Source organism: Brevundimonas sp. P7753 (assembly GCF_013386595.1).
Taxonomy (GTDB): Bacteria; Pseudomonadota; Alphaproteobacteria; order Caulobacterales; family Caulobacteraceae; genus Brevundimonas; species Brevundimonas bullata.
Genome location: NZ_JACARP010000006.1, coordinates 1 through 23,557, shown reverse-complemented (window position 1 = coordinate 23,557; position 23,557 = coordinate 1). Strand labels below are relative to the sequence as shown.

Here is a 23,557-nt window from a genome sequence, read left to right as displayed (position 1 = left end):
CATACGGTCCATGCAGCAGCGGCGTCTTGAAGAAATGCGACAGGGTCTGGGCTCGCCGCCTGCGCCCACGCCAACGGCGCCCAGGTCCAAGGTCCCCTTTTCAACCCTAGCGGACGGTCAGCGATCCGCTTCTCGCCCTACCGCACCCCGATATACTTGTGCGTCTGGACGCTCAGCCGCCATTGCGGGTGGGTCAGGCAGTATTCTATCGCGGCGGCGGTGTTGGCGGCCTGGTCGGGGCCGTCCATGGGTTGCAGCCAGAAACGCTCGAAATCGAGGCCCTCGAACCGCTCGGGCATGGCCAGGGCTTGCGGATAGACCAGCTTCAGCTCCTGACCCGAGGTCTGGACCACGGGGGCGTCGGCCTTGGGACTGATGCAGATCCAGTCGATCCCTTCGGGCGCAGCCAGGGTGCCGTTGCTCTCGATGGCCACCTCGAACCCGCGCGCGTGCAGGGCCTTGATCAGGGGCGCGTCCAGTTGCATCAGGGGCTCACCGCCGGTGCAGACCACCAGCCTGGGATCGCCCTCGCGGCCCCGCCACATGCCGGCGACATGGTCGGCCATCAGGTCGGCGGTCTTGAACTTGCCGCCGCCGTCGCCGTTCACGCCGACAAAGTCCGTGTCGCAGAAGGTGCAGACGGCGGCAGCGCGGTCCCGCTCAAGCCCGCTCCACAGGTTGCAGCCGGCAAAGCGCAGGAAGACGGCGGGCCGCCCGGCCTGACCGCCCTCGCCCTGCACCGTCAGGAAGACTTCCTTGGCGGAGTAAGTCACGCGCGCGCCGCCCATTCGCCGTAGCCCGCCGCCCGCAGTTCACAGGCCGGACAGGTGCCGCAGCCATAACCCCAGTCGTGACGATGCGTCCGGTCGCCGAGGTAGCAGGTGTGGCTGGCTTCCACGATCATCTCCACCAGCGCCGCCCCGCCAATCCGCTCGGCCAGGCCCCAGGTCTCGGCCTTGGTCAGGAACATCAGCGGCGTCTCGATCGGCGACGGTTTGGCCAGGCCCAGGGTCAGGGCATGGCTCATGGCCTGGATGGTGTCGTTGCGGCAGTCGGGATAGCCCGAGAAGTCGGTCTCGCACATGCCGCCGACCAGAACCTCCAGCCCCCGGCGATCCGCCAGCGCCGCCGCCGCGACCAGAAAGATCAGGTTGCGTCCCGGCACGAAGGTGTTGGGCAGGCCGCGCGCGTCGGCCTCGATGGCGCGATCCGTGGTCATGGCCGTCTCGCCGATGGCCCCGAAGCCGGTCAGATCGACCACGTGATCCGGCCCCAGCCGGTCGGCCCACTGGGGCAGGACGTTCACCATCTCCGACCGCACGGTCTGGCGCGCCTGCATCTCCACCGCGTGACGCTGGCCGTAGTCGAAGCCGATGGTCTCGACCCGGTCATACCGCTCCAGCGCCCAGGCCAGACAGGTGGCGCTGTCCTGCCCGCCCGAGAACAGAACAAGAGCAGAGGTTTCAGAGGCTTGCGACGTAACGCTCATGACGAACCTGCGGTCGGCCAAGGGCCGCGCGCATCCAAAAGGAACAGGGAAAGATCGGATCAGAGCTCCCCTATACGCCAGTCCGCGCCGGGCCGCAAAACACGACCGCAGACCCTTTTCATCAGTTTGAGCAAATTCCGTTCGTCCTTAACCCTTTCGCAAAGCGTTCTCATCAAGTGTAAAAATCCATATTGGAGTGCCGGCCGTATGCCGACGATCGAAGTGCTGACTGAGCGCGTAGAGCCGGTGACCGCCGCCACTATGGCGAGCGAGGTCTTTGCGCGCTTCGAGCGCGAGCCGGACACCCTGGTTATCCCGGTGGTCGACGGCGAACGCCCTCTGGGTCTGATCGAACGCAGCGACTTCCTGATGAAGCTGGCTGGACCGCTGGGCCAGAGCCTGTACGGGGCGCGCGAAATCACCCACGTGATGGACAATGAGCCCGCCGTGGTCGAGGCCGGGGTCCGCATCGACGCCTTTTCCGACATCATCCTGAAAAGCGGCCCCGGCGCCCTGATGCGCGGCTTCATCGTCACGCGGAACGGCGCCTATCGCGGCGTGGGGACGGCGGTGTCGCTGCTGCGCGCCGTCAACGCCATCCAGCGTCAGCAGAACCGCGATCTGACCGAACAGGTGCGCGCGCTCAGCGACGCCGAAGTCCAGGCCGCCGCCGCCGCCCACGCCAAGAGCCAGTTCATGGGCTTGATGAGCCGCGAACTGCGCACGCCGATGAACGGGGTGCTCGCGGTGGCCGAGCTGCTGCGCCGCCAACCACTGAACGAGGCCGCGCTGGCCCATGTCCAGACGATCATCGACTCATCCGAAACCTTGCTCGAAACCCTGCAGGACGCCCTCGACCTGGCCCGCGCCCAGGCCGGCGAACTGGAGCTGAAACCGGCCCCGACCCCGCTGCGCGCCGTGATGGACGAGGTCCAGACCCTGTGGGCGCCGCGCGCCGCCCAGGACGGCGTCACCCTGATGGTCGGCTATGAAGGCGACACGGAACTGGCCGGCGTTCTGGACAGCGCGCGACTGAGCCAGGTGTTCAACAACCTGATCGGCCACGCCTTGAAATTCGCCCGCAACGGCATGGTGGAAGCCAGCCTTAAGGCCGTCGTCATCGGCGACCAGGTCCGTCTGGAGGCCCGCGTTCGCGACGACGGCCCCGGCGTCGATCCCGCCCGCATCGACCAGGTCTTCGACCATGGGGCTGGCCCCGACGGCGCTGGCCTGGGCCTGTCGATCAGCCGCCACCTGGTCGAGCAGATGGACGGCCGGATCTGGGTCGAGAACAACATCGGTCGCGGCGCCACCTTCGCCTTCGATCTGTCCGCGCCGCGCGCCATCCTCGAACAGGAGGCGCCGTCCAATGTCTCCACCCTGAACGAACTGGACCTGCAGGCCCGCCCGCACGTCCTGATCGCGGACGACAACGCCACCAACCGCGTCGTGGCCCAGGCTCTGTGCGAAATGTTCGGCTGCACCTCCGAAACCGTCGAGGACGGTCAGGAAGCGCTGGAGGCTGTTCAGGTCCGCTCGTTCGATCTGATCCTGATGGACATCAAGATGCCGCGCCTGGACGGGGTTCAGGCGACGCAGGCCATTCGCGCCCTGCCCGGCGACAGCCGCAATATCCCCATCGTGGCCCTGACCGCCAACGCCGATCCCGAAGACGCCAGACACTATCTGGCTGTCGGCATGGCCGCCGTCGTCGAAAAGCCGATCAAGCCGGAGCGCCTGCGCATGGCCATGAACGCCGCCCTCGCGTCCGAGGCGTCCAAAGGCGCGGACACCCCTGCCGCACGCAAGCGCCCCGCCGCCTGATCCGTCACCGTAAGGCCTGATCGGCCCCGCGCCACTGGACAAGACCCCGAGCCACAGGCCACCAAGGCAGATGCTGTCGCGATCCGCACGACCATAGACAGCCCCAGCCAAAGGCGTCTCGATGACGGACCAGTTCCTGACCACCCTACTCCCTCAGCTCGCCTCCGGGGCGGCACATACCCATGCCCTGGGCTTCCAATATGAGGGCCTCGACGGCGACCGTGTCCGCCTCCGCCTTCCCTATCGCCAGGATCTGGTCGGCGACCCCGAAACCGGCGTCCTGGCGGGCGGGCTGGTCACCACCCTTCTGGACCACGTCGGCGGCCTTGCGGTCTGGGTCGGTCTGAAGGCCTACCAACCGATCGCCACCCTCGACCTGCGCGTCGACTATATGCGCGCGGCCATCCCAGGCCGGGACCTGATCGCCGAGGCGCGCTGCTATCGGCTGACGCGCAGCATCGGCTTCGTCCGCGCATGGGCCTTCGAGGACGATCCCGCCGATCCCGTCGCCGCCGCCCAGTCCGCCTATGTCATCAGCGCAGAGGGCGATCACCGCGCCGGGGCCAACCTGCGCGCCAAGACCCATGCCGGAGACGCCGCATGACCGCCCCCCTGCTGGACAGCCTGCCCTACGCCCGCTTCCTGGGCTTGCGGACTCAGTTGAACGGCGACGACCTCACAGTCGTCATGCCTTTCGCCGACCATCTGATCGGCAATCCCATGCTGCCCGCGCTGCACGGTGGATCGACCGCCGCCCTGCTGGAGATGACGGCGGTGGCCCAGGTGTCGCTGAGCTATCCACGCCTGCGTCTGCCCCGACCGATCAATGTCACCGTGGCCTATCTGCGCTCGGGTCGGCCAAGCGACGTCTTCGCCCAGGCCCGCATCAACAAGGCGGGTCGGCGCGTCGCCCACGTGACCGCCGAAGCCTGGCAGCAGGGACGCGACCAGCCCATCGCCGCATTGACCGCCCACTTCCTGCTCAGCGGCGACGAAAGCGACGAGACCTAGGGTAGCGAGCTACACAGCCAAAAGTTGAAATATAACTTTTGGTAAACAAAACCCTACCAAACACCCTTAATACGCGTTAAGAAATGAACGTGTTTCTTTATTGAGGGGTAAAGTCATGGACCGCACAGAAGTCATCGCCGGCGTCGCTGGCGATCTTTACGCCACCGAAAAAGCGGTGGATGACGCCATCACCCACGCCACCACCCTGGTTCAGTCGATGATCGGCGCCCGCGCCGCCCTGTCGATCTCGCCGGTGTCGGGCGCGGCCTCGCAGGCCAAGGCCATCGAAGCCATCATGGCGCTCAGCACCGCCCGCGACGCCGTCGTCGCCTGCCACGCCGAACTGCAAAAAGATCATCGCCGCCTCGGCTACGGCACCTATGCCGTGGGCCCGCTGAACAAGCCCAACGAATGGGACAACCGCCCGATGACGCACAAGGGCGACCACCTGCGCGTAGCGTGAAATTCCCGTAACCTTTAGGATCGGCTATCCGGTTCTGGATTACACTGGGTTATCATCGCCCCCATTGTCATAAATGACAGTGGGGGCGCTTCTTGTTCGAGACTATTCCTGCCTATGTCGGCGCTGGCTTTATGGTCATTGTCGGCCTTTTTGCCCTGCTCAAGGGCGGCGAACCGGAACGCATAGGCGCCGGAGCCTATATAATAGGCTGGTTCGCATCCCTGTTGCTTCAGACCTCGGGCAGCCCCTTCGGCGTGCAGTGGGGCGTTTTCGTCCTCGACGTCGTGATGCTGATCATCTTCAGCGCCATGGTCTGGAAAGCCCCCCGTTCCTGGCCGGTCTGGGCCTGCGCCCTGCAACTTCTGACCGTGACCAGCCACATCATGGTCATGATGAAACTCAGCCCGCCGATCTCGGCCTTCTACACCGTGGTCAACATGGCGGGTTACGGCATCATGTTGGCCATCGCCGTCGGCACCTTCTGGGCCTGGCAGGAGCGCCGCGCCATAGGCGCCGATATAGACTAGGTAGATATTCCTACTGCCTCGCGCTAGACTGCCGGCGTCGCCGTTTCGAGAACGCCTGTGCCCCTTTCCCACGCCAAGCTCTGGAAGGCCCTCGACGCCCTGGCGCAGCGTGAAGGCACGTCGCCCTCCGGTCTGGCGCGCCGCGCGGGCCTGGACGCGACCAGCTTCAATCGGTCAAAGCGCTTTGGCCCCGGCGAGACGCCTCGCCCGCGCTGGCCCTCGACCGAAAGCCTGATGCAGGTTCTTGCGGCGACCGGGGTTTCCCTCGGCGCCTTTGCGGCCTTGGCTGACGATGCGCCGCCCGAACCCAGAGCCATTCCCCTGCTGGGCATGGCCCAGGCCGGGGCTGACGGCTTCTTCGACGACGCCGGATTGCCGCTGGCCGAGGGCTGGGAGCAGACCGACCTGCCGCGCGTGAAGGACAGCCTGTTGAGTCTGCAGATCGCCGGCGATTCGATGACGCCCCTCTATCGCGAAGGCGACAAGGTCATCGTCGACCGCGAGGCGACCGATGTGCGCAAGGGCGACCGCGTCGTGGTCCGCACCACCGGAGGCGAGACCTTGGCCAAGGAGATCGCGGCCATGAACGCCCGCGAAGTGACCCTGGCTTCGATCAATCCCGCCTATCCGCCACGCGCCCTGCCCCGCCGCGACATCCTGTGGATGGCCCGAATCCTGTGGGTCAGCCAGTAAGGCGCTCATCGAAAAGGGCCGCCCCACCGGGGCGACCCTCATCAGATTCAAGCTTGAAGGCCCTTAGTTCTGCGCGACGTAGCGGGCGTTCACCCAGCCGCCGCCGGCGATCTGAACCCACTCGCCCTGCGAGCCCACAGCGGTGAAGGGCTGACCGGCCGACAGGCTGCCGGTCTGGCGATAGTTGGCGCCCGGACCCGTGCGGATGCGCAGGTTCGACGTGGCGCGATACGAGTTAGCGGCGGCCTGGTTGGCCGAACGCGCGCGCTGCTGGTTGCAGCCGATATAGGAGCCGGCGGCGGCGCCGGCGCCGGCGCCGACCACGGCGCCGAGGGCACGCTCATTCTTGGACACCTGGCTGCCGGCCAGACCGCCCAGCAGGGCGCCGATCGCGGCGCCCGCTTGCTGGCGCCCGCCGGGGGCATCGCAGTTGGTGACGCCGTTGGCTTGAGGCATGGCGCTGGCGGTCATCGGCACAGCGGCCGAACCCAGAGCGGCGAACATTGCGGTGGCGGCAAGGCCCGTTTTGAAGAACTTCGACATGTCTCTCTCCTGTCATCGACTATCGTGAGGAGGACAATGCCTGGCCCAAGGTGAAGGCTCCCGGAGCCTCGCCGTTATATTCGGTTCATCTTTCTTGGAGCCTACCGCCCTTCGGGCTACTTGAGGCCATGATGCTGGGCCTACCGCCCTTCGGGCTACTTGAGGCCCGCTAACCCCGTCATCCCGGAAACGGCGAAGCCGTTATCCGGGACCGCAGGAAGCACCGCCCTCAACGACGCTGCTTAGGCGACCAAGTCGCCGTTCGCGCCCGCTTCGATCAGGGCGATGGTCTGAGGCAGACCATAGATGGCCGCAAACGACCCGAAGCGCGGCCCTTGCGAGGCGCCCAGCAGCACCTCGTACAGCGCCTGGAACCAGGCCCGCAGCGGCTCGAACTCATGCGCCTTGCCTACCGCATAGACCTCGCCCTGGATGATCTCGCCGTCGGTCGTGTCGGCCGGAAGGGCCTTCAGACGTTCCGCGAGGTCCAGCAGCGCCGCCTTCTCCTTGTCGTCAGGCAGACGATAGGTCTTCGAGGGCTTCACGAAGTCCTCGTAGTAGTTCAGCGCATAGCCCATCAGACGGTCCAGCACCGGCTCGTTCTCGGGCGTGGCGTCGGGCAGATACTTGGCGAAATAGGCCCACAGCTGGTTCTTGGTCGAGGCGTTCGCCACGCCCACAAGGTTCAGCAGCAGGGCGAAGGACACCGGCGAAGCGCTCTCGGGCGGCTGGCCCGAATGGATGTGCCAGACGGCGTTGTCGATCTGCTTGGCCGGTTCCTGCGTCTTGTACTGCTCGATGAAGGACAGATAGTCGTCCGTCGCGCGCGGAATGACGTTGAAGTGCAGGCTCTTGGCCGACTTCGGCGACTGGAACATGTACCAGCTCAGGCTCTCGGGCGTGCCGTATCGCAGCCACTCGTCCATCGTCAGGCCGTTGCCCTTGGACTTGGAGATCTTCTTGCCCTCAACGTCGAGGAAGAGCTCGTAGTTGAAGCCTTCCGGCGGCGTGCCGCCGATGGCGCGGCACAGCTTGGACGACTCGCGCACGCTCTCGATCAGGTCCTTGCCCGACATCTCGTAATCGACGTCCAGCGCGGTCCAGCGCATGGCCCAGTCGGGCTTCCACTGCAGCTTCACATGGCCGCCGGTGACGGGGACCTCGGTGCGGCCGCCCGCCGGGTCGTCAAAGACGATGGTCCCACGCTCGACGTTGCGTTCCAGCGTCGGCACCTGCAGCACATGGCCGGTGATCGGGCTGATCGGCAGGAAGGGCGAATAGGTGGCGCGACGCTCCTCGCCCAAAGTCGGCAGCATGATGCCCATGACCTTGTCGAAGCGTTCCAGCAGGGTCAGCAGGGTCGCGTCGAACCGCCCCGAACGATAGGTCTCGGTCGAGGACATGAACTCGTAGTCGAAGCCGAAGCCGTCCAGGAAGGCGCGCAGACGGGCGTTGTTGTGCGCGCCGAAGCTGTCGTGCGTGCCGAACGGGTCGCGCACCTTGGTCAGCGGCAGATGCAGGTCTTCACGCAGCATCTCCGGGTTCGGCACGCCCTCGGGCACCTTGCGCAGACCGTCCATGTCATCACTGAAGGCGATCAGGCGCGTGCGCCAATGATCCCCGGTCAGGGCGCGAAACGCATTGCGCACCATGGTCGTGCGCGCGACCTCGCCAAAGGTGCCCATGTGCGGCAGGCCGGACGGGCCGTAACCCGTCTCCAGGATCACCGGCTTGTTCAGCGCTTCAAAGGTCGCCAGAGCCTCATCCGTCTTGCCCGCGTCGATCAGCAGTTTCGCCGCATCGCGCTCCGCGTCCGACAGCCGTTTCTTGAGCACGTGGGCCAGCAGGTTGCGCGCTTGCTCAAACGGCCACGAACGGGCCTCACGGGACAGGGTTTCAAGGTTCTGAAGCATCCACGGGCTTTGAAGGCTCCGCAGCATCACGTCAACTTTTGATCCCCGGATTACAGCCCCTGGCAGCCCGCCCGACCATTGGCTACCAAGGCGACATGAACCCTGACTACCGCATCATCGCCCGCACGCCAGCTATCGAGGACTATCGTCGCCTGAGGGCGATCTCGGGCCTGACCCCGCGCAGCGCCGAAGCCGCTGCGGTCGGCCTGCCCAACACCGTTTTCGCCGTGGTGATCGAAAATCTGGCGGGCGAAGCGGTGGGCATGGGCCGGGTGATCGGTGACGGGGGCCTGTTCTTCCAGATCGTCGATATCGCCGTCGATCCCGCCCATCAGGGCCGGGGTCTTGGCAAGGCCGTCATGGCGGCGCTGGTCGAGCACCTGCGCGCCACGGTCCCGGCCGAAGCCTACATCAGCCTGATCGCGGACGGCGAGGCCCACCGCCTCTATGCTCAGTACGGCTTCCAGCCCACGGCGCCCGCCTCCATCGGCATGGCGCTGTTCCTGCGCCCAGACGCCGCCTAGAGCCGCGCCGAGGCGTCCTTCGGGAGTTGCATCAGGTTCTCGAAGGTCATGACCAGGTCGCCGTCCTGGTTGCGGACCCAGGTCTTGGTCTTGACCGTACCTCGGTCGGGGCGGCTCTGCGACGGGGTGACGGCCAGGATCTCGCGTCGCGCCGTCAGCGTGTCGCCGGGACGCACCGGGCGTAGCCAGCGCAGATCGTCGATGCTGAGGCCCAGCATCGGCGTGGCGCCGAAATAGGCGGCGTCGACATATTCCCGCATCACCCGCGAGGCGACGTGCCAGCCGCTGGCGATCAGGCCGCCGAACCGGCCCTCGGCGGCGGCGGCGCGATCAATGTGCATGGGCTGGGGGTCGAACTGCTCGGCGAAGGCGATGATCTCGGCCTCGGTGATGGTGAAGGGCGCGCCTTCCCAGCTTTCGCCGACCGTCAGGTCGTCCAGATAGCGATCGGCCATGTCGTCTTCCTCATGCGAACTGCGGCTCAGATAGACGCTTCATGCCGCGTGGCCAACCGCCGTGCGCCTTGACCCGGCGGCGCGGGCATGGCCTTTGCCCCACCTCATGCTGACCTCAGATTTCGACTTCGACCTGCCCGATGACTGCATCGCGCTGCGCCCCGCCGAGCCGCGCGATTCCGCGCGCCTGCTGGTGGTCAGGGACGGCGCGCTGGACGACCGGATCATCCGCGACCTGCCGGACTTCCTGCAACCGGGCGACGCCCTGGTGTTCAACGACACACGAGTCATCCCGGCGCGCCTGTCGGGCGTGCGTCAACGGCCCAATCCCGTGGTCGGCGGGCCGGAAGGCGAAATCCTGACCGTCGAGGTCGAGGCCACCCTGCACCACCGTGACGCCCCCGACGTCTGGTCCGCCTTCATGAAGCCGGGCAAGCGCATCAAGCCGGGCGACCGCATCCGTTTTGGCCGTACCAACGACGCGGCTTGCGAACTGGGGCGTCTAGACGCCACGGTCGAGGCCAAGGACGAGGACGGCCTGATCACCCTGCGCTTCGACCTCGCCGGCCCTGCGCTGGACGACGCCATCCGCGACGTCGGGGTCATGCCCCTGCCCCCCTATATCGCGGCCAAGCGGCCCGAGGACGACCGGGACCGATCAGACTATCAGACCGTCTTCGCGACCTACGACGGCTCGGTCGCCGCGCCGACGGCGGGTCTGCACTTCACCCCCGCCCTGCTGGAGGCCATTCGCGCGCGCGGCGTCGCCACCCACGCCGTGACCCTGCACGTCGGCGCCGGCACCTTCCTGCCAGTCAAGGCGGATGACACCGCCGACCACAAGATGCACTCAGAGTGGGGCGAGGTCTCGCCCGAGACCGCCGCCGCCCTGAACGCCGTGCGCGCCGCCGGCGGCCGCATCGTCTGCGTCGGCACCACCAGCCTACGCCTGCTGGAAAGCGCCACGACCGAGGACGGCATGGTCCAGCCCTTCCACGGCGACACCGCCATCTTCATCACGCCCGGCTACCGCTTCCGCGCCTGCGACGTGCTGATGACCAACTTCCACCTGCCGAAGTCGACCCTGTTCATGCTGGTCAGCGCCTTCGCCGGGCTGGAGACCATGCGCGCCGCCTATGCTCACGCCATCGACAGCGGCTATCGTTTCTATTCCTATGGCGACGGGAGCCTGCTGTTCAGGAAGGACGCATGACCGACGATCTGCCCGATGATTTCGCCGCCTCGCTCGACATCCTCGCCTCGGCCGCGGGCGAGATGCAGGACCCGTGGTGGATCTTCGGCGGCGCGGCCATGGTGCTATGGGGCCTGCGCGACTGGCGTGCGCCCGACATCGACGTCCTGTGCAGCCCGCGCGACGCGCGTCGCCTGATCGAGGCCCTGCACGGCGAAGTCACCCCGGACCCCGGCGAGGGCCTGTTCCGTTCGCAGGTCTTCGGCCAGATCCTGACCACGCCGGTGCCGCTCGACGTCATGGCCAACATGGACGTGCGCGCCGGCGGCGACTGGGTTCCCGTGACCTTCTCGACGCGCGTGCCGATCGCACTGGAGGACTTCACCGTCTTCACCCCCTCGATCAACGAACAGATCGAGACCTGCCGCCTGTTCGGCCGCCCCAAGGACCTGCTGCGCGCCGAAATGCTGGAAGGCCTGCGCTAGACCAAACCCGCCGCTCATCCCCGCGGAGGCGGGGACCCAGTTCTTTGGGTGACAGAGCGGAGCCCCATATGCTTGAGAGCCACAAGCCAGCCACATGCGCGTGGCTGAAGCCTGGGTCCCCGCCTCCGCGGGGATGAGCGGAGTTCACTGTTGCCCTTTCCCTTCCAGATCAACGCCACCGAAGGCCGCGCCCGCACCGGCGTTCTGAAGACCCCGCGCGGCGACATTCGCACCCCCGCCTTCATGCCGGTCGGCACCGCCGCCACGGTCAAGGCGATGACGGTGGATCAGGTCAAGCAGACCGGCGCCGACATCCTGCTGGGCAACACCTATCACCTGATGCTGCGCCCCGGCCCGGAGCGGATGGAACGCCTCGGCGGCCTGCACAACTTCATGCGCTGGGACAAGCCGATTCTGACCGACTCGGGCGGCTTCCAGGTCATGAGCCTGTCGGGCATTTCCAAGCTGACCGAGGAGGCCGTGACCTTCTCCAGCCACATCGACGGGTCCAAGCATGTCCTGACGCCGGAACGCTCGATCCAGATTCAGGCCGACCGCCTCGGCTCCGACATCGTCATGCAGTTGGACGAATGCGTCGCCTGGCCCGCCGAGGAAAAGCGCGCCCGTCAGGGCATGGAGCTGTCGGCCCGCTGGGCGCAACGCTCCAAGAACGCCTTCGGCACGCGCGATGCGCAGGCCCTGTTCGGCATCCAGCAGGGCTCGACCTATGAGAACCTGCGCCGGGAATCCTCGGAACGGCTGCAAGAGATCGGCTTCGACGGCTACGCCATCGGCGGTCTCGCCGTCGGCGAAGGCCATGCGGCCATGTGCGAAGTCCTGGACTACGCCCCCGAGTTCCTGCCCAAGGACCGCCCCCGCTATCTGATGGGCGTCGGCAAGCCGATCGACCTGGTCGAGGCGGTGTATCGCGGCGTCGACATGTTCGACTGCGTCCTGCCGACGCGGGCCGGGCGTCACGGCCAAGCCTGGACCTGGGACGGGCCGATCAACATCAAGAACGCCCGCTTCGCCGAGGATCAGGACCCGCTGGACATGGGCGTGCCCTGCCCCGCCTCCAACGACTATTCAAAGGCCTACCTGCACCACCTGATCCGCGCCGACGAAATCCTGGGCAAGATCCTGCTGAGCTGGCACAACATCGCCTTCTTCCAGGCCCTGACGGCGGCCATGCGCGAGGCCATCAGCGAGGGCCGGTTTGAACAGTTCCGGCGCGACTTCCGCGCCCGTCACATCAAGGCCTAGTTGCGGCCCCTGCGCGGCACGAACCCTGCCGGCGCCGCCGGCGGGGCGCAGTTGCGCTGCATCCCCACGCCCTTGAGGAAGGAACGGCGGCGCAGCCCCGCCTGAATGGCCGACTGCACATGCTTGCTGTGGGAGTCCGCGCCGGTCAGGCGCCGCACCCAGCTGCGCGCCGGGATGAAGTCCGTCACCGTATCCCGCACCGCGTCGAGCGCAGCCGCGGCGGCGGCGTCCGCCGCCCGCTCGCTCATATAGGAACCGTCCTGCGACGGCGGCGCATCCGTATCCGGCCCCAGGGCCTCGTCCAGCCGCGCGATCTCGGCGGCGATAGTGCGGCAGTGGTTCAGATTGCGCAGATCATAGGGATTGCTTTCCGCCTGGAGCAGAACCGTCGGGATTTCCTGACGCCGCAGGTTCAGATCATCCAGCGGCGCCGTGACGGCGTCACCCAGTCCCGCGCCAACCTGCTCCACCCCGCCGCGCGCCGAGGCGCCGGCGTTGCATCCAGCGAGGACAAGCGAAAGGGAGACGGCGGAAACGGAGAGGGCGATATGGCGCATCCCGCCTTAGACCACGCCCCGCGCCCACGGTGAAGTCTCACGCCCCTCTGGACCTCGGTGCGGTTCGGGCGGGTGTGGAGATTGCGCCATGGCCGGTCTCCCTGAAACTGCCTGAACAGAACCTAGCGGCGGCCAGCGGTCGTCCGCAGCCGTGCATAGCGTTTCAGAAAAAAGGGGAGATGGTACGCCCCCTCGGGCTCGAACCGAGGACCCTCTGATTAAAAGTCAGACGGAATATTGGTTTCATTGGGTTTCAGGACTTTTCACGATAATTCATAATATCCTGTTTTTACAGCACTTATTTAGTCAACACACTTCAACCTTGTTCAGGTAGTTTCAGCTTTTTGTGCCCCATGTGTGCCCCAAAATGCTTTGGGGCACAGCCAAATCTGGCATACTCGCGTCATGCCAAGGTTCGACTGACAGACAAATACGTCGCGTCGATTTCCGCTCCGTCCGGAAAGCGCCTTGATATCTATGACGAGAACCCCCTCGGCGCGGGCCTCTTGCTGCGTGTCAGCGAGACCGGACGAAAGTCCTGGACGATCCGTTATCGAACCGAAGACGGAGAGATGCGCCGCTTCGGCCTCGGCCTCTATCCCGATGTTTCGCTCGCCGACGCTCGCAGGCGATGTGCTCAAGCCCGACTCCAGGCTACGGACGGCGTCGATCCCGCTGGCGAAAAGCGTCGCAAGAAGGTCGAGCGCCGCTCGCAGACCATCAAGACATTCCAGGATCTCAGCGTCGCCTATTTCGACGCCACCGAGCGCGGGGAATGGAAACCACGCGGAAAGCGCAAGCGGGCGTCCACGATCACCGGCGAGAAATGGCTATGGACGAAACACATCGAACCGGCCCTGGGGGCGCTTCGGATCGAGGACGTCACCCCAGCCGCCATCAAGGCGCTCCTGCGAACCTTGGTCGCGAAGGGCCAGGACACGAGTTCCAATCGCGTCCGCGCCCAGATTCGTCAGATGTTCAACTACGCGATCCTGGAGACCGAAGCGGTCACGGCGAACCCCGTCGCCAGGGTTCCCGCGCTGGGCGACGAGTCCCCCCGTGACCGTGTGCTGCGCGATGCAGAGATCGGCGCGATCTGGCGAGCCCTGGATGATCCCACCGTACTGACGTGCGCCAAGAGCCCACGACGCAAGAACCAGCGCGTCTACGTCAGCCGTCCCGTCGGCATTGCGATCAAACTGCTGCTGCTCACCCTGCAGCGCCGCCACGAGGTCGCCTGCATGACACGAGCGGAGGTTGACCTCGAACAGGCGGTCTGGACGATACCCGGATCGAGAACCAAGAACGGCCGAGCCACGCTGGTGCCGCTGTCGCCGGGCGCGGTGGCGCTCATTCGGGAGGCTATGGCGCTCGTCAACGAACCGACGCCGTTCGTCTTCCCCGCGCGCTGGGACCGCGACAAGTCGCTAACCCCCGCCTCGCTGACCCGCGCCCTGCGCGATGTACGCGCCGCCCTCTCCTTGCCGTCCCTGACCCCGCATGACCTCAGACGGACAGCGGCGACAAGCATGGCGAGCGAACGCCTTCGGATCTCACCTTTCGTCATCGGCAGGATTCTCAACCACACGAGCGAGAAAGGCGGCGCCGCAGCCGTCACCCTTTCGACCTACGCCCTCTACGACTTCATGCCGGAGAAACGTTCGGCCCTGACGTCCTGGGATCGTCTGCTCGGCGACATCCTGTCATCGCCTATCGCAGCGGGGAAAACGTGAAGCGCCCCCTGTCTCCAGGAGCGATCACTCTCAACGCTACGGCGATCACCTACTGCATGATTTATGAACAAAAAAACTTGCACAATACCGCCTGCCGCCCCACCTAGTCCGCGAGGACGAACCATGACCGCTCTGAACGATCTGAAAAAACACCTGCAGCCCGGCTGCGCCTACCGTCGCCAGGATCTCCAGCGCTGGTCGAACTCGGTCGATCGGCACCTGCAGCAGTTGGTGAAGGAAGGCGCGCTCGAGAAGGCCGCCGGCGGCGTCTACATGGTTCCGCGAGAGACCCGATTCGGCCTGGCGCCCGCTGCGCTGGAGACCCTCGTACAGGCCTTCCTCAAGGACGACCGCTTCCTGGTGGTCTCGCCCAGCGCCTACAACGGCCTGGGAGTCGGGACCACGCAACTCTACAACGAGCCGGTCGTCTACAATCTGAAACGACATGGCCGCTTCAAGCTGGACGGTCGCATGGTCGATTTCCGCCGACGCCCCTCGGTGCCGCGCGCACTGACCCAGGAGGTTCTGATGGTCGATCTCCTCCACAACCTGGATCGCCTGGCGGAAGATCGGGCCGAGGTCCTTCCCCGGGCCCTCAGACGCGCCAGGACGATGGACCCGGGCAAACTGCGCCAGGCAGCCCATGACTTCGCCTCGGCACGCGCCCGACGCCTGGTCGATCAGGCCGTTGCAGCCTGAGATGGCGCGCCTGCTCCACGACCTCAAGGACTTCCCGGACCTGATCGCGGTCACCGCCCGCGATCAGGCGATCGACCCCGGCCTCGTGGAAAAAGACTACTGGATCATGCACTGCCTCTGGGGCCTGCAGCAGCTAGGGATGGCGTTCGAGCTCAAGGGCGGTACGTCCCTGTCCAAGGGCTACCAGCTGATCCACCGCTTCTCCGAAGACATCGACATCCTGATTCATCCGCCCGAGGGCACGCCGACCGGCAAGAACCACAACAAGGAGGTTCAGGTCGAAGCCCGCCGCGCCTTCTTCGACGCCCTTCCGCCGCAGTTGCTTATTCCCGGCGTGACTTCGGCCGAGCGGGACCATGACTTCGACGACCACGCCTATATGCGCAGCGCCGGCGTACGGTTGCGATACCGCGCCATCGCCCCGCTTCCCGAGGGCGTGAAGGAAGGCATTCTTCTCGAGGCCGGGTTCGACCAGGTCTCCCCGAACCAGCCCCGCCTCATCTCATCCTGGGCCTACGACAAGGCGGTCGAAAGCGGCGTCGAGGTGGAGGACAACCGCGCCAGGGACGTCGCCTGCTATGAGCCGGGCTACACGCTCGTCGAAAAACTCCAGACCATTTCGACCAAGTTTCGAAAACAGCAGGCGGACGGCGCTCTGCCCGTCAATTTCCTGCGCCATTACTACGACGTCCATTGCCTCCTCGCCGACCCAGCCACCCAGGCCTTCATCGGCACCGAGGACTACCTCGCGCACAAGGCCAGGCGCTTTCGAAAAGACGACGAACCCAACCTGCGCGACAATCCGGCCTTCACCCTCGCCGACGCGGAAATCCGCGAACTCTATGCTGAAGCCTTCGAGGGCACGCGCTCGCTCTATTATCGAGATCGTCCGTCCTTCGCCGACATACTGGCCCGCATCGAGCCCGAGCTCGACCGCCTCTGAGGCGTTCGCCGATGCAAGTCAGTGCGCGGCTTTCCCCGCCGGCAGATGCATCTTCTCGAACCGACCGACCCGCTCGACCAGGGTGCGCGCCGCCTGGTTCATGCCGATGACGCGCACGTCGGCGCCCTGACGCCGATAGCGGAAGACCACCTTGTCCACGGCCGCAACGCCCGTCAGATCCCACAGATGGGCGTCGCTCATGTCGATCTCGACCTGGATTGGATGGCCGTGATGCTCGAAGCTGGCAATGAACAGCTCGGCTGAGGCGAAGAACAACTGGCCCGAGACCCGATAACGGAGGACGCCCTCCTGCGGCGTCTCGACCTCGGTTACGACGATGGTCTTGCCGACCTTGCGCATGAAGAAGACGGCCGACAGGACTACGCCTAGCACCACCCCCTTCGACAGGTCATGGGTCAAAACCACGGTCAGGGTCGTCGCCAGCATGACCACGGATGATTGCAGCGGGATCGACCGAATTTCGGTGATCGACTTCCAGTCGAACGTGCCGACCGAGACCACGATCATCACCGCCACCAGGGCCGCCATGGGAATCTGCGCCACCCATTTCTGAAGCACCAGGATGAGGAACAGCAGGAACAGGCCCGCCCATATACGGAAGATCAGATCGACGCCATCTGGAGCGGCAACTTCCTGCGTGTCCTGCGCGCTGCAGAAGCCGGTCGCCGCACCTGAAGCTGAAAAGGGACCGCTCCCGCGCCCGACATCGGGCGTGGGGGCGGCTCAGCCTTCGATCCAGGCGCGCCGCGCGCGTCCCAGTCGACGCGCGGCCTCTCCCAGCACGGCGTCGGGCTTGGCGAAACACAGACGCAGGACGCCGTCGCCGGCGTCGCCCGACATGAAGGCCGAGACCGGAATTCCGGCGACGCCATGCTCTGCGACCGCCCGGTCGGCGAACGCGACCGCGCCGGCGGCGACGCCCGAAGCCGGCAGATCAAGGCAGAGGAAATAGGTCGCCTCCGACGCCAGGACGACGAAACCCTCGCGCTTCAAGGCCTCAGCCAGAAAATCCCGCGACCGCGCCAGGGCCGCCGCCTGATCTGCAAAGCGTTCCGATGACCAGGCCAGACCTTCCGCCACCGCCGCCTGGAGATGGGGCGGCGTCGAAAAGGCGATGTACTGATGCGCCTTGGCCGCCGCCTCCAGCAAGGCCCCGTCGCCCGTGATGAAACCGACCTTCCATCCTGTGAGGCCGAACAGCTTGCCGGCGGATCCGATCTTCAGCGTGCGCTCGAACATGCCTGGTACTGAGGCAAGGGAAAGGTGACGACGGTCGTCATAGACCAGCCGCTCCCAGCCATACGGCACAAGGCGACAGTTCGGCCCGCTCGGCGAGAGACGAACCGAACTGTCTATGAAGGCGAGGTCGGTCGCCTCCATATCCTCGCCTTAAGGTAAAGCTTGATCGGCTAGAAGCCGAAGTCGATTGGTCCACATGGACCGGCGTCGCGGACGCCGTCATTCAGGCCATCACCGCCCTGCCCGCCTTCGGCGCAGCCAGCGATGCGGCCCAGCCTCAAACACATCTCATGCAGACCGAGACCAGCGGCGAGGTCCGCCTGACCAGGCCTGACGATTCCCGACCCCGCTATCGGCGGTAAAGGCGGCTGGCCATCGCCTAGGCCCGAATCCGGACCTTCCCCACCGCCGCGTTGAGTGAGATGCGGTTCATAGTTTCCGCGCTGCCGCCAAGATCGAAAGCGCGGGCGTCGTCTCTCTGACGCCGCCTGACGCAAAGACGCTCAAAAAACAGAAAACCGATCCCCGCTGAAACGTCCTGAAACGCCTCACGAGCGAAGTCTCGCTGTGCCCCATATGTGCCCCAAAAGGGAGTCGATCAAAATCAGGCCGACGGCGGCCTAAATAAACGACTGACATATAAGGGGAAAATGGTACGCCCCCTCGGGCTCGAACCGAGGACCCTCTGATTAAAAGTCAGATGCTCTAACCAACTGAGCTAGGGGCGCACACTCTTGGAAAACAACCTCTTGGACTGCTTTCCCGCCGACAAGCGAAGCGCCTGTTTGCGGAGGCGGTTTCTGGTTCATTCGTGGCGGCAGGTCAAGGCCTACAAGGCGAGAAGACGCTTATTTTGTGAGGAAATCCTGCGGACGTGCCGACCCGGATCGCACGCCAAGGTTATCCGTATTCGGTGCGGAACACGCGGCCCTGCTGACCCATCAGGTTCCAGCCCGCATTGGTCGGGCGCAGCTTGCCCGCCTTGCCGAACCGCTCCGCCAGCCCCAACACCACAAGCTGGGCGCTGTTGCCCAGGTCTTGCGTTCTGTCCACGTCGACGATGTCGAGCAGGGCGGCGATACGTTCAGCTTCGGTCACGATGGTTCCGGTCGTCCGTTAATCCTGCACACCCCGTGCAGGGTCGCCGCCCTCAGGGCAAGCAATCTTCGCGGCTCAGCTGTCGATCCGACTGTTTTCTGACGGACGCCAGGTTTGCCAGCCCTGTTCAGCGCGCGTCGTTCCAGTCTAGCTTTGCGCCATGGGACCGCTCACCGGACTACGCATCATCGAAATCGACGGCCTGGGACCTGTCACCTTCGCCGGCATGGTTCTCGCCGACATGGGGGCCGAGGTCCTGCGGCTGACGCGCGGCGGAAACGCCCCCGCCACCGTGTTCGACGATGTCGGCGGCGAGGTGCTGCATCGCGGACGCATCGCCGTGCCGGTCGATCTGAAGTCGCCTGAAGACCGCGACAGGGTCCTGGCCCTGATCGCAGGCGCCGACGCCCTGATCGAAGGCTTCCGACCCGGCGTCATGGAGCGGCTGGGTCTGGGACCGGACGCCTGCGCCGCCGTCAACCCGCGCCTGGTCTATGGTCGCGTCACCGGCTGGGGCCAGACCGGGCCGATGGCGGATCAGGTCGGCCACGACATCAACTACATCGCCCTGTCCGGCGCCCTTTATCCGATAGGCGCGGGCGACCAGCCCCCCTGCCCGCCTCTGAACCTGGTCGGCGACTATGGCGGCGGGGCCATGATGCTGGTCAGCGGCGTGCTGGCGGCGATGCTGGAGGCGAAGACCACCGGACGCGGGCGCGTCGTCGACGCCGCCATGACCGACGGCTCGGCCCTGCTGACAAGCCTGTTCCATGCCCTGAGGGCGCGCGGCCTGTGGAGCGACGCGCGGGAGGCCAATCTGCTGGACGGCGGCACGCCCTTCTATCGCTGCTATGCCTGTCGCGACGGGGGCTTCGTCGCCGTCGGCGCCCTGGAGCCGCGCTTCTACGCCGCCTTGATCGCCGGTCTGGGTCTGACGCCGGACGAGGCGCCGCAGTTCGACCGAGAGAACTGGCCCAGGCTTCAAGCCCGATTCGCCGCCCTGTTCGCCTCCCGCGACCGTGACGACTGGGCCGCGCATTTCGCTGGAACCGAGGCCTGCGTCACCCCCGTCCTGACCCTGGGCGAGGCGACGGATCACCCTCATAATCAGGCGCGCGGGACCTTTGTGAACGCCGGCGTCGTCCAACCCGGGCCCGCGCCGCGCTTCGCCGCCGAGGCCGCGCCGGTCAGCGCCGACCGCCCCGCCAGATCTCTGGATCAGGCCCTCGCCGACTGGTCCGAACCGGCCTCGCGCCGCGTGACGTAAAAGGTTCAGTTGCGGTTCATTCTCCTTCAGTAAACAAGGCGAGGGAACCCAGCCGCGCAGACGACGTTTGCCACCCCAAAGGGGCAAGAAAACCAGATGAACCGCTTGATTGTAAAACGTTTGCTGTTGGCCGCCGGCCTGGCCGCCACCGCCGCCCTGGCGGCCTGTAGCGATCCGAGCTCGGACAACGACTATGAGGCCGTGGAAATCCAGACGGAAGAGCCCGCCGCGCCCGCCGCTGAGGACTCCGCCGCCCCCGCCGTAGCAGAAACGACGATCCCGACCGACGCCCCGCCTCCGGTCGACACCCTGCCGCCCGAACAGCGCACCTCGGAACAGACGGTGCAGCCGGAAAGCGATACCCTGTTCTACTGATTCCACCCTGAACGACGTTCGCTTCAGCTCATCGCGCTTCTGAACCCAAGGCTCCAGTTTGACGTCGAGGTATCATCTGCTTCTCGCCACCGTGGCGCTCTGGGCCGGTTGCGGCCACGCGGCCCTCGCGGCCGAGCCCAAGGCGGAGATCCGCGGCGAGATCGACAGCGAACTGCGCCGCCAACTGGAGCGGGCCGTCGGTCAGGTCGACACGCCTCCGGCCAATCGGTTCGAAGCCCGCCGCCGGGCGCGTTCCGCCATGGAATCCGCCCAGGCCCTGCTGCGTTCCGAGGGCTATTATCAACCCTCGCTTGAGGACGATGTCGAAGGCGAGGAAAAACCCGTCGCCATTGTCACGGTCACGCCCGGCCGTCGCTTCGTGCTGGCCGAAACCCAGATCAACTGGAGCGCCCCCGCCCCCGACGCCGTGACCGAACAGGTGGTGAGGAAGGACCTCCCCCTGAAGCCGGGCGAGCCGGGCCGCGCCGCCGACATCCTCGACGCCGAGGGCCGCATCGTGGCCGGTCTGACGCGCGAAGGCTATGCGGACGCCAAGGCCGAACCGCGCCGCGTCGTCGTCGATCACGCCGCCTTCACCGTGCAGCCGAACTTCAACATAGCCTCGGGCGAGGTGGTCCGGCTGGACGGCGTCCTGGTGCGCACCCGAGGACCGACCAACCCGGACTGGGTCGCCGACCTGGCTCCGTGGAGGGCCGGCGACCGCTATGATCCCGAGGACGTGGCCGAACTGGAGCGCCGGCTGCTGGACACCGGCGTCTATGACGGCGTCAACGTGTCCCTGGCCCCGCAGGATCGGATCACGCCCGAGGGCCTGCGCCCGGTCATCGTGGGCCTGTCGGACCGTCCGCGCAGCCTGCTGGAAGCCGGCGCCACCTATTCGACCGCCGAAGGGGTGGGGGTCGACGTCTTCCGCACCCGCTACAACCGCTTCGGCCGCGCCGCGACGCTGAAGTACGGGCTCCGTTTCGCCAGCATCGACAGCCGCCTAGGCGGCGAAGCCAGCTTCCCGCACTTTCGCAAGCCCGGTCGGACGCTGAAACTGTCATCCTACTTGGTCAACGAACAGACCGACGCCTACGACCGCAGCGCCCTGACCGTGAACGCCGACCTGTCGCAGCGTATCGGCAAGACCTCCTTCTTCACCTACGGCCTGGGGATCGACGCGGGCCGCTATACGGAAAACCGCTTCGATCCCGTGACCCAGGCGCCCATCACCTTTGATCGGGACCTGGCCATCCTGACCGGGCGCGCCATCGCCTTCATGGATCGCTCCAACGATCCGCTCGACCCGACCACCGGCTACCGCCTCTATGTCTCGGCCCAGCCGACCGCCGTGACCGGCGAGGATACGGTGCTGTTCCTGCGCACCGAAGCTCAGGCGACCGGCTATCTGCCCTTGCAGGACGGCGCCAAGACGGTGCTGGCCGGACGCGCCCGCATCGGTTCGATCATCGGCGGCGAGGAACTGACCGTGCCGTCGGATCGCCTCTTCTATTCCGGCGGGGGCGGCTCGGTGCGCGGCTATTCCTATCAGAGCATCAACCCGCGCCTGCCCGACAACACCCCGCGCGGCGGCCTGTCGCTGTTCGAGACCTCAATCGAGATTCGCCGCGACATCGGCGCGAAATTCCAAGCCGTCGGCTTCATCGACGCGGGCGCCATCGGCTTCCAGGAGACGCCGAACTTCAACAACCTGCGCTACGGCGCGGGCGTGGGCGTGCGCTACAAGCTGCCGTTCGGCCCGATCCGCGCCGACATCGCCATTCCGCTGGACAAGCGTGAGGGCGACGCCGACTTCCAACTCTACATCAGCATCGGCCAGGCGTTTTGACCGACACTCCTCCGCCTCACGAACCCGAAGCGGAAAGCCCCGCCGACACGCCCGCGCAAGCGGCGAAGCGCAAGCGCACGCGCCTGCAACTGATCGCCTTTGTCTCGGGCATCGTGGTCGCCGCCCTGGTCGCCCTGGCCATCGTCGCCGCCATTGGCGGGCGGATGTATCTGGTCTCGGATTCGGGCCGCGAACTTGTGACCAGTTTCGTCACTGGCAAGAAGATCAGCCGCTATGGCCGCATCAATGTCGAGGGCCTGAAGGGCGACCTGTTCAACGACTTCACCCTGGGCCGGGTCACGGTCACGGATGCGAACGGCGTCTGGCTGGAGGCGACCAACGTCCACGTCGACTGGTCCTATTGGCCCCTGCTGATGCGCCGCTTCCATGCGACCGAGATCAGCGCCGACCAGATCCGCGTCATCCGCCGCCCTCTGCTGGAACCCCGCACCGAGCCGGGCGGCCCGCAGGCCATCTCCGTCGACATCGACAAGTTCAGCGCCAACGTCGAACTGATGGAAGACTTCTCCAAGGAGTATGGCCGCTGGTCGCTGATCGGCGACGCCGAAATCCCGCGCAAGGGCGACAAGAAGGTCAACGTCAACGCCTTCAGCCTGAACCGCAAGGGCGACCACCTGCTGCTCAAGGCCGTCATCGGCAAGAACCCCGAGGACCTGCGCGTCAACCTGCGCGCCGGCGAGGCCCAGGGCGGACCGATCGCCGGGGCCCTGGGCTATTCCCCGGACAAGCCTTTCTCCGCCGTCGCCCTGGTGAATGGCGAACTGGTCGACATCGAGGTCAAGACCGGGGACTTCACGCCCCTGTCGGTCAAGGGCCGCTACGGCAAGGACGGGGCGCGCATCGGCGGCAATGCCGACTTCTCAGGCTCGGACCTGCTGGCGCCCTTCGTCGAGCGGATCGGCCGCACCGCCCGCTTCGGCTTCGCCACCACGCCGGACAAGACCCGCGACGGCTTCCAGGGCGTGGCCTGGACCCTGACCGCTGACAACATCCAGTCCAGCGCCCAGGGCCTTATCCGGCTCAGCGACCGCACGGCCCCTGACGGCGTCAGCCTGGAGGTCACGACCCCCTCGCTCAGCCGCCTGATCGGCAGCCCCCTGGCGGGCGCCTCGGCCTATACCGGCGTGTTCAAGGGCGACGCCGAAACCTGGACGCTTCAGGGCTCGGCCAGCCTGCTCGCGGCCGATATCGCCAGCTATCGCGCCACCCGGATCTCGGGTCCTGTGAGCGTGGCCGCCAACAAGGGCCGGTTCGACGTCGTCGCCGACATTCGCGCTGCTGGCGGCTCCAATGCTGGCATCATCGGCGCCCTTCTGGGTGCGACGCCTCGCATCCAGCTTGAGGGCACGCGCGCCGTCGACGGCGCCTAT

The 23,557-nt window shown here is 66.2% G+C and carries 25 protein-coding genes, 1 tRNA gene and 1 pseudogene; 17 read left to right on the top strand and 10 right to left on the bottom strand.

Translation table 11 applies throughout. The annotated features are described in order from the left end of the window. Positions 1 to 137: 137 nt before the first annotated feature. Positions 138 to 773: a 7-carboxy-7-deazaguanine synthase gene (gene queE / locus HX774_RS01485; RefSeq protein WP_178823612.1), complete on the bottom strand. Its 636-nt coding sequence runs from the start codon at positions 771 to 773 to the stop codon at positions 138 to 140. Continuing rightward, complete coding sequence (gene queC, locus HX774_RS01480; RefSeq protein ID WP_178823694.1) at positions 770 to 1,489, bottom strand: 7-cyano-7-deazaguanine synthase QueC; 720 nt, start codon at positions 1,487 to 1,489, stop codon at positions 770 to 772. The genes queE and queC overlap by 4 nt, the downstream gene beginning before the upstream one ends. A gap of 207 nt (positions 1,490 to 1,696) precedes the next feature. Here queC and HX774_RS01475 point away from each other — a divergent pair, with 207 nt between their 5' ends. The 6 genes from HX774_RS01475 to HX774_RS01450 all read left to right on the top strand — a co-directional run bounded on the left by HX774_RS01475 (position 1,697) and on the right by HX774_RS01450 (position 6,007). Then, positions 1,697 to 3,313, top strand: a complete 1,617-nt coding sequence (locus HX774_RS01475) for a response regulator (RefSeq protein ID WP_178823610.1) — start codon at positions 1,697 to 1,699, stop codon at positions 3,311 to 3,313. Positions 3,314 to 3,434: 121 nt separating this feature from the next. Further along, a complete protein-coding gene (locus tag HX774_RS01470; RefSeq protein WP_114818119.1) occupies positions 3,435 to 3,917 on the top strand; it encodes a PaaI family thioesterase in 483 nt (160 codons plus the stop codon). After that, positions 3,914 to 4,324, top strand: a complete 411-nt coding sequence (locus HX774_RS01465) for a PaaI family thioesterase (protein ID WP_178823609.1) — start codon at positions 3,914 to 3,916, stop codon at positions 4,322 to 4,324. The genes HX774_RS01470 and HX774_RS01465 overlap by 4 nt, the downstream gene beginning before the upstream one ends. A gap of 115 nt (positions 4,325 to 4,439) precedes the next feature. After that, complete coding sequence (locus tag HX774_RS01460) at positions 4,440 to 4,787, top strand: hypothetical protein (protein WP_178823607.1); 348 nt, start codon at positions 4,440 to 4,442, stop codon at positions 4,785 to 4,787. A gap of 92 nt (positions 4,788 to 4,879) precedes the next feature. Beyond that, positions 4,880 to 5,314 (top strand): hypothetical protein, encoded by a 435-nt coding sequence (locus HX774_RS01455; RefSeq protein WP_255499867.1) that lies wholly within the window; start codon positions 4,880 to 4,882, stop codon positions 5,312 to 5,314. Between the two features lie 57 nt (positions 5,315 to 5,371). Next, positions 5,372 to 6,007 carry a helix-turn-helix transcriptional regulator gene (locus HX774_RS01450; RefSeq protein ID WP_178823605.1) on the top strand — a complete coding sequence of 212 codons (636 nt, stop codon included), beginning with the start codon at positions 5,372 to 5,374 and terminating at the stop codon, positions 6,005 to 6,007. A gap of 63 nt (positions 6,008 to 6,070) precedes the next feature. Here the strand turns inward: HX774_RS01450 and HX774_RS01445 are convergent, their stop codons facing one another. Both HX774_RS01445 and HX774_RS01440 read right to left on the bottom strand, forming a co-directional pair. Further along, entirely contained in the window at positions 6,071 to 6,550 is a 480-nt protein-coding gene (locus tag HX774_RS01445; RefSeq protein ID WP_114818124.1) for an SH3 domain-containing protein, read from the bottom strand. Between the two features lie 242 nt (positions 6,551 to 6,792). After that, positions 6,793 to 8,463, bottom strand: a complete 1,671-nt coding sequence (locus HX774_RS01440) for a lysine--tRNA ligase (RefSeq protein ID WP_178823603.1) — start codon at positions 8,461 to 8,463, stop codon at positions 6,793 to 6,795. Between the two features lie 95 nt (positions 8,464 to 8,558). Between HX774_RS01440 and HX774_RS01435 the strand changes: the two genes are divergently transcribed. After that, positions 8,559 to 8,987, top strand: a complete 429-nt coding sequence (locus HX774_RS01435; protein WP_178823601.1) for a GNAT family N-acetyltransferase — start codon at positions 8,559 to 8,561, stop codon at positions 8,985 to 8,987. Here HX774_RS01435 and HX774_RS01430 read toward each other — a convergent pair. Next, positions 8,984 to 9,442 (bottom strand): MaoC family dehydratase, encoded by a 459-nt coding sequence (locus HX774_RS01430; protein ID WP_178823599.1) that lies wholly within the window; start codon positions 9,440 to 9,442, stop codon positions 8,984 to 8,986. The genes HX774_RS01435 and HX774_RS01430 overlap by 4 nt on opposite strands. A 106-nt stretch (positions 9,443 to 9,548) precedes the next feature. Here HX774_RS01430 and queA point away from each other — a divergent pair, with 106 nt between their 5' ends. The 3 genes from queA to tgt all read left to right on the top strand — a co-directional run bounded on the left by queA (position 9,549) and on the right by tgt (position 12,382). Continuing rightward, positions 9,549 to 10,655 carry a tRNA preQ1(34) S-adenosylmethionine ribosyltransferase-isomerase QueA gene (gene queA / locus HX774_RS01425; protein WP_178823598.1) on the top strand — a complete coding sequence of 369 codons (1,107 nt, stop codon included), beginning with the start codon at positions 9,549 to 9,551 and terminating at the stop codon, positions 10,653 to 10,655. Continuing rightward, positions 10,652 to 11,119: a hypothetical protein gene (locus tag HX774_RS01420; protein ID WP_178823596.1), complete on the top strand. Its 468-nt coding sequence runs from the start codon at positions 10,652 to 10,654 to the stop codon at positions 11,117 to 11,119. The genes queA and HX774_RS01420 overlap by 4 nt, the downstream gene beginning before the upstream one ends. Before the next feature lie 147 nt (positions 11,120 to 11,266). Continuing rightward, complete coding sequence (gene tgt, locus HX774_RS01415) at positions 11,267 to 12,382, top strand: tRNA guanosine(34) transglycosylase Tgt (RefSeq protein WP_178823690.1); 1,116 nt, start codon at positions 11,267 to 11,269, stop codon at positions 12,380 to 12,382. Here tgt and HX774_RS01410 read toward each other — a convergent pair. After that, the gene (locus HX774_RS01410; RefSeq protein WP_178823594.1) at positions 12,379 to 12,939 is read right to left on the bottom strand and encodes a hypothetical protein; all 561 of its coding nucleotides are present in this window, start codon (positions 12,937 to 12,939) and stop codon (positions 12,379 to 12,381) included. The two genes, tgt and HX774_RS01410, sit on opposite strands and share 4 nt — an antisense overlap. Before the next feature lie 353 nt (positions 12,940 to 13,292). On the opposite strand from HX774_RS01410, the gene HX774_RS01405 reads away from it, so the two are divergent. The 3 genes from HX774_RS01405 to HX774_RS01395 all read left to right on the top strand — a co-directional run bounded on the left by HX774_RS01405 (position 13,293) and on the right by HX774_RS01395 (position 16,314). Further along, positions 13,293 to 14,672 carry a site-specific integrase gene (locus HX774_RS01405; RefSeq protein WP_178823592.1) on the top strand — a complete coding sequence of 460 codons (1,380 nt, stop codon included), beginning with the start codon at positions 13,293 to 13,295 and terminating at the stop codon, positions 14,670 to 14,672. Between the two features lie 123 nt (positions 14,673 to 14,795). Further along, a complete protein-coding gene (locus HX774_RS01400) occupies positions 14,796 to 15,371 on the top strand; it encodes a hypothetical protein (protein ID WP_178823590.1) in 576 nt (191 codons plus the stop codon). Position 15,372: 1 nt separating this feature from the next. After that, complete coding sequence (locus HX774_RS01395) at positions 15,373 to 16,314, top strand: nucleotidyl transferase AbiEii/AbiGii toxin family protein (RefSeq protein ID WP_178823588.1); 942 nt, start codon at positions 15,373 to 15,375, stop codon at positions 16,312 to 16,314. 18 nt (positions 16,315 to 16,332) lie between these two features. Here HX774_RS01395 and HX774_RS20315 read toward each other — a convergent pair whose 3' ends face one another. From HX774_RS20315 to HX774_RS01375, 4 genes are all read right to left on the bottom strand, one after another. After that, positions 16,333 to 16,878, bottom strand: coding sequence for an STAS domain-containing protein (locus HX774_RS20315; RefSeq protein ID WP_370523230.1), 546 nt, complete (start codon positions 16,876 to 16,878; stop codon positions 16,333 to 16,335). 180 nt (positions 16,879 to 17,058) lie between these two features. Continuing rightward, positions 17,059 to 17,574, bottom strand: coding sequence for an aminotransferase class I/II-fold pyridoxal phosphate-dependent enzyme (locus HX774_RS01385; protein ID WP_178823586.1), 516 nt, complete (start codon positions 17,572 to 17,574; stop codon positions 17,059 to 17,061). Between the two features lie 651 nt (positions 17,575 to 18,225). Then, positions 18,226 to 18,302, bottom strand: a tRNA-Lys gene (locus HX774_RS01380). Between the two features lie 172 nt (positions 18,303 to 18,474). Then, the gene (locus tag HX774_RS01375; RefSeq protein ID WP_178823584.1) at positions 18,475 to 18,672 is read right to left on the bottom strand and encodes a hypothetical protein; all 198 of its coding nucleotides are present in this window, start codon (positions 18,670 to 18,672) and stop codon (positions 18,475 to 18,477) included. Positions 18,673 to 18,832: 160 nt separating this feature from the next. Here HX774_RS01375 and HX774_RS01370 point away from each other — a divergent pair, with 160 nt between their 5' ends. From HX774_RS01370 to HX774_RS01355, 4 genes and pseudogenes are all read left to right on the top strand, one after another. Further along, complete coding sequence (locus HX774_RS01370) at positions 18,833 to 19,939, top strand: CaiB/BaiF CoA-transferase family protein (RefSeq protein WP_178823582.1); 1,107 nt, start codon at positions 18,833 to 18,835, stop codon at positions 19,937 to 19,939. A 96-nt stretch (positions 19,940 to 20,035) separates the two neighbouring features. Next, positions 20,036 to 20,314 carry a hypothetical protein gene (locus HX774_RS01365; RefSeq protein ID WP_114818656.1) on the top strand — a complete coding sequence of 93 codons (279 nt, stop codon included), beginning with the start codon at positions 20,036 to 20,038 and terminating at the stop codon, positions 20,312 to 20,314. Between the two features lie 58 nt (positions 20,315 to 20,372). Continuing rightward, a complete protein-coding gene (locus HX774_RS01360) occupies positions 20,373 to 22,166 on the top strand; it encodes an autotransporter assembly complex family protein (protein WP_178823580.1) in 1,794 nt (597 codons plus the stop codon). Beyond that, a pseudogene (locus HX774_RS01355) lies at positions 22,163 to 23,557 on the top strand (hypothetical protein); the annotation flags it as partial. The gene HX774_RS01360 and the pseudogene HX774_RS01355, both read left to right, overlap by 4 nt.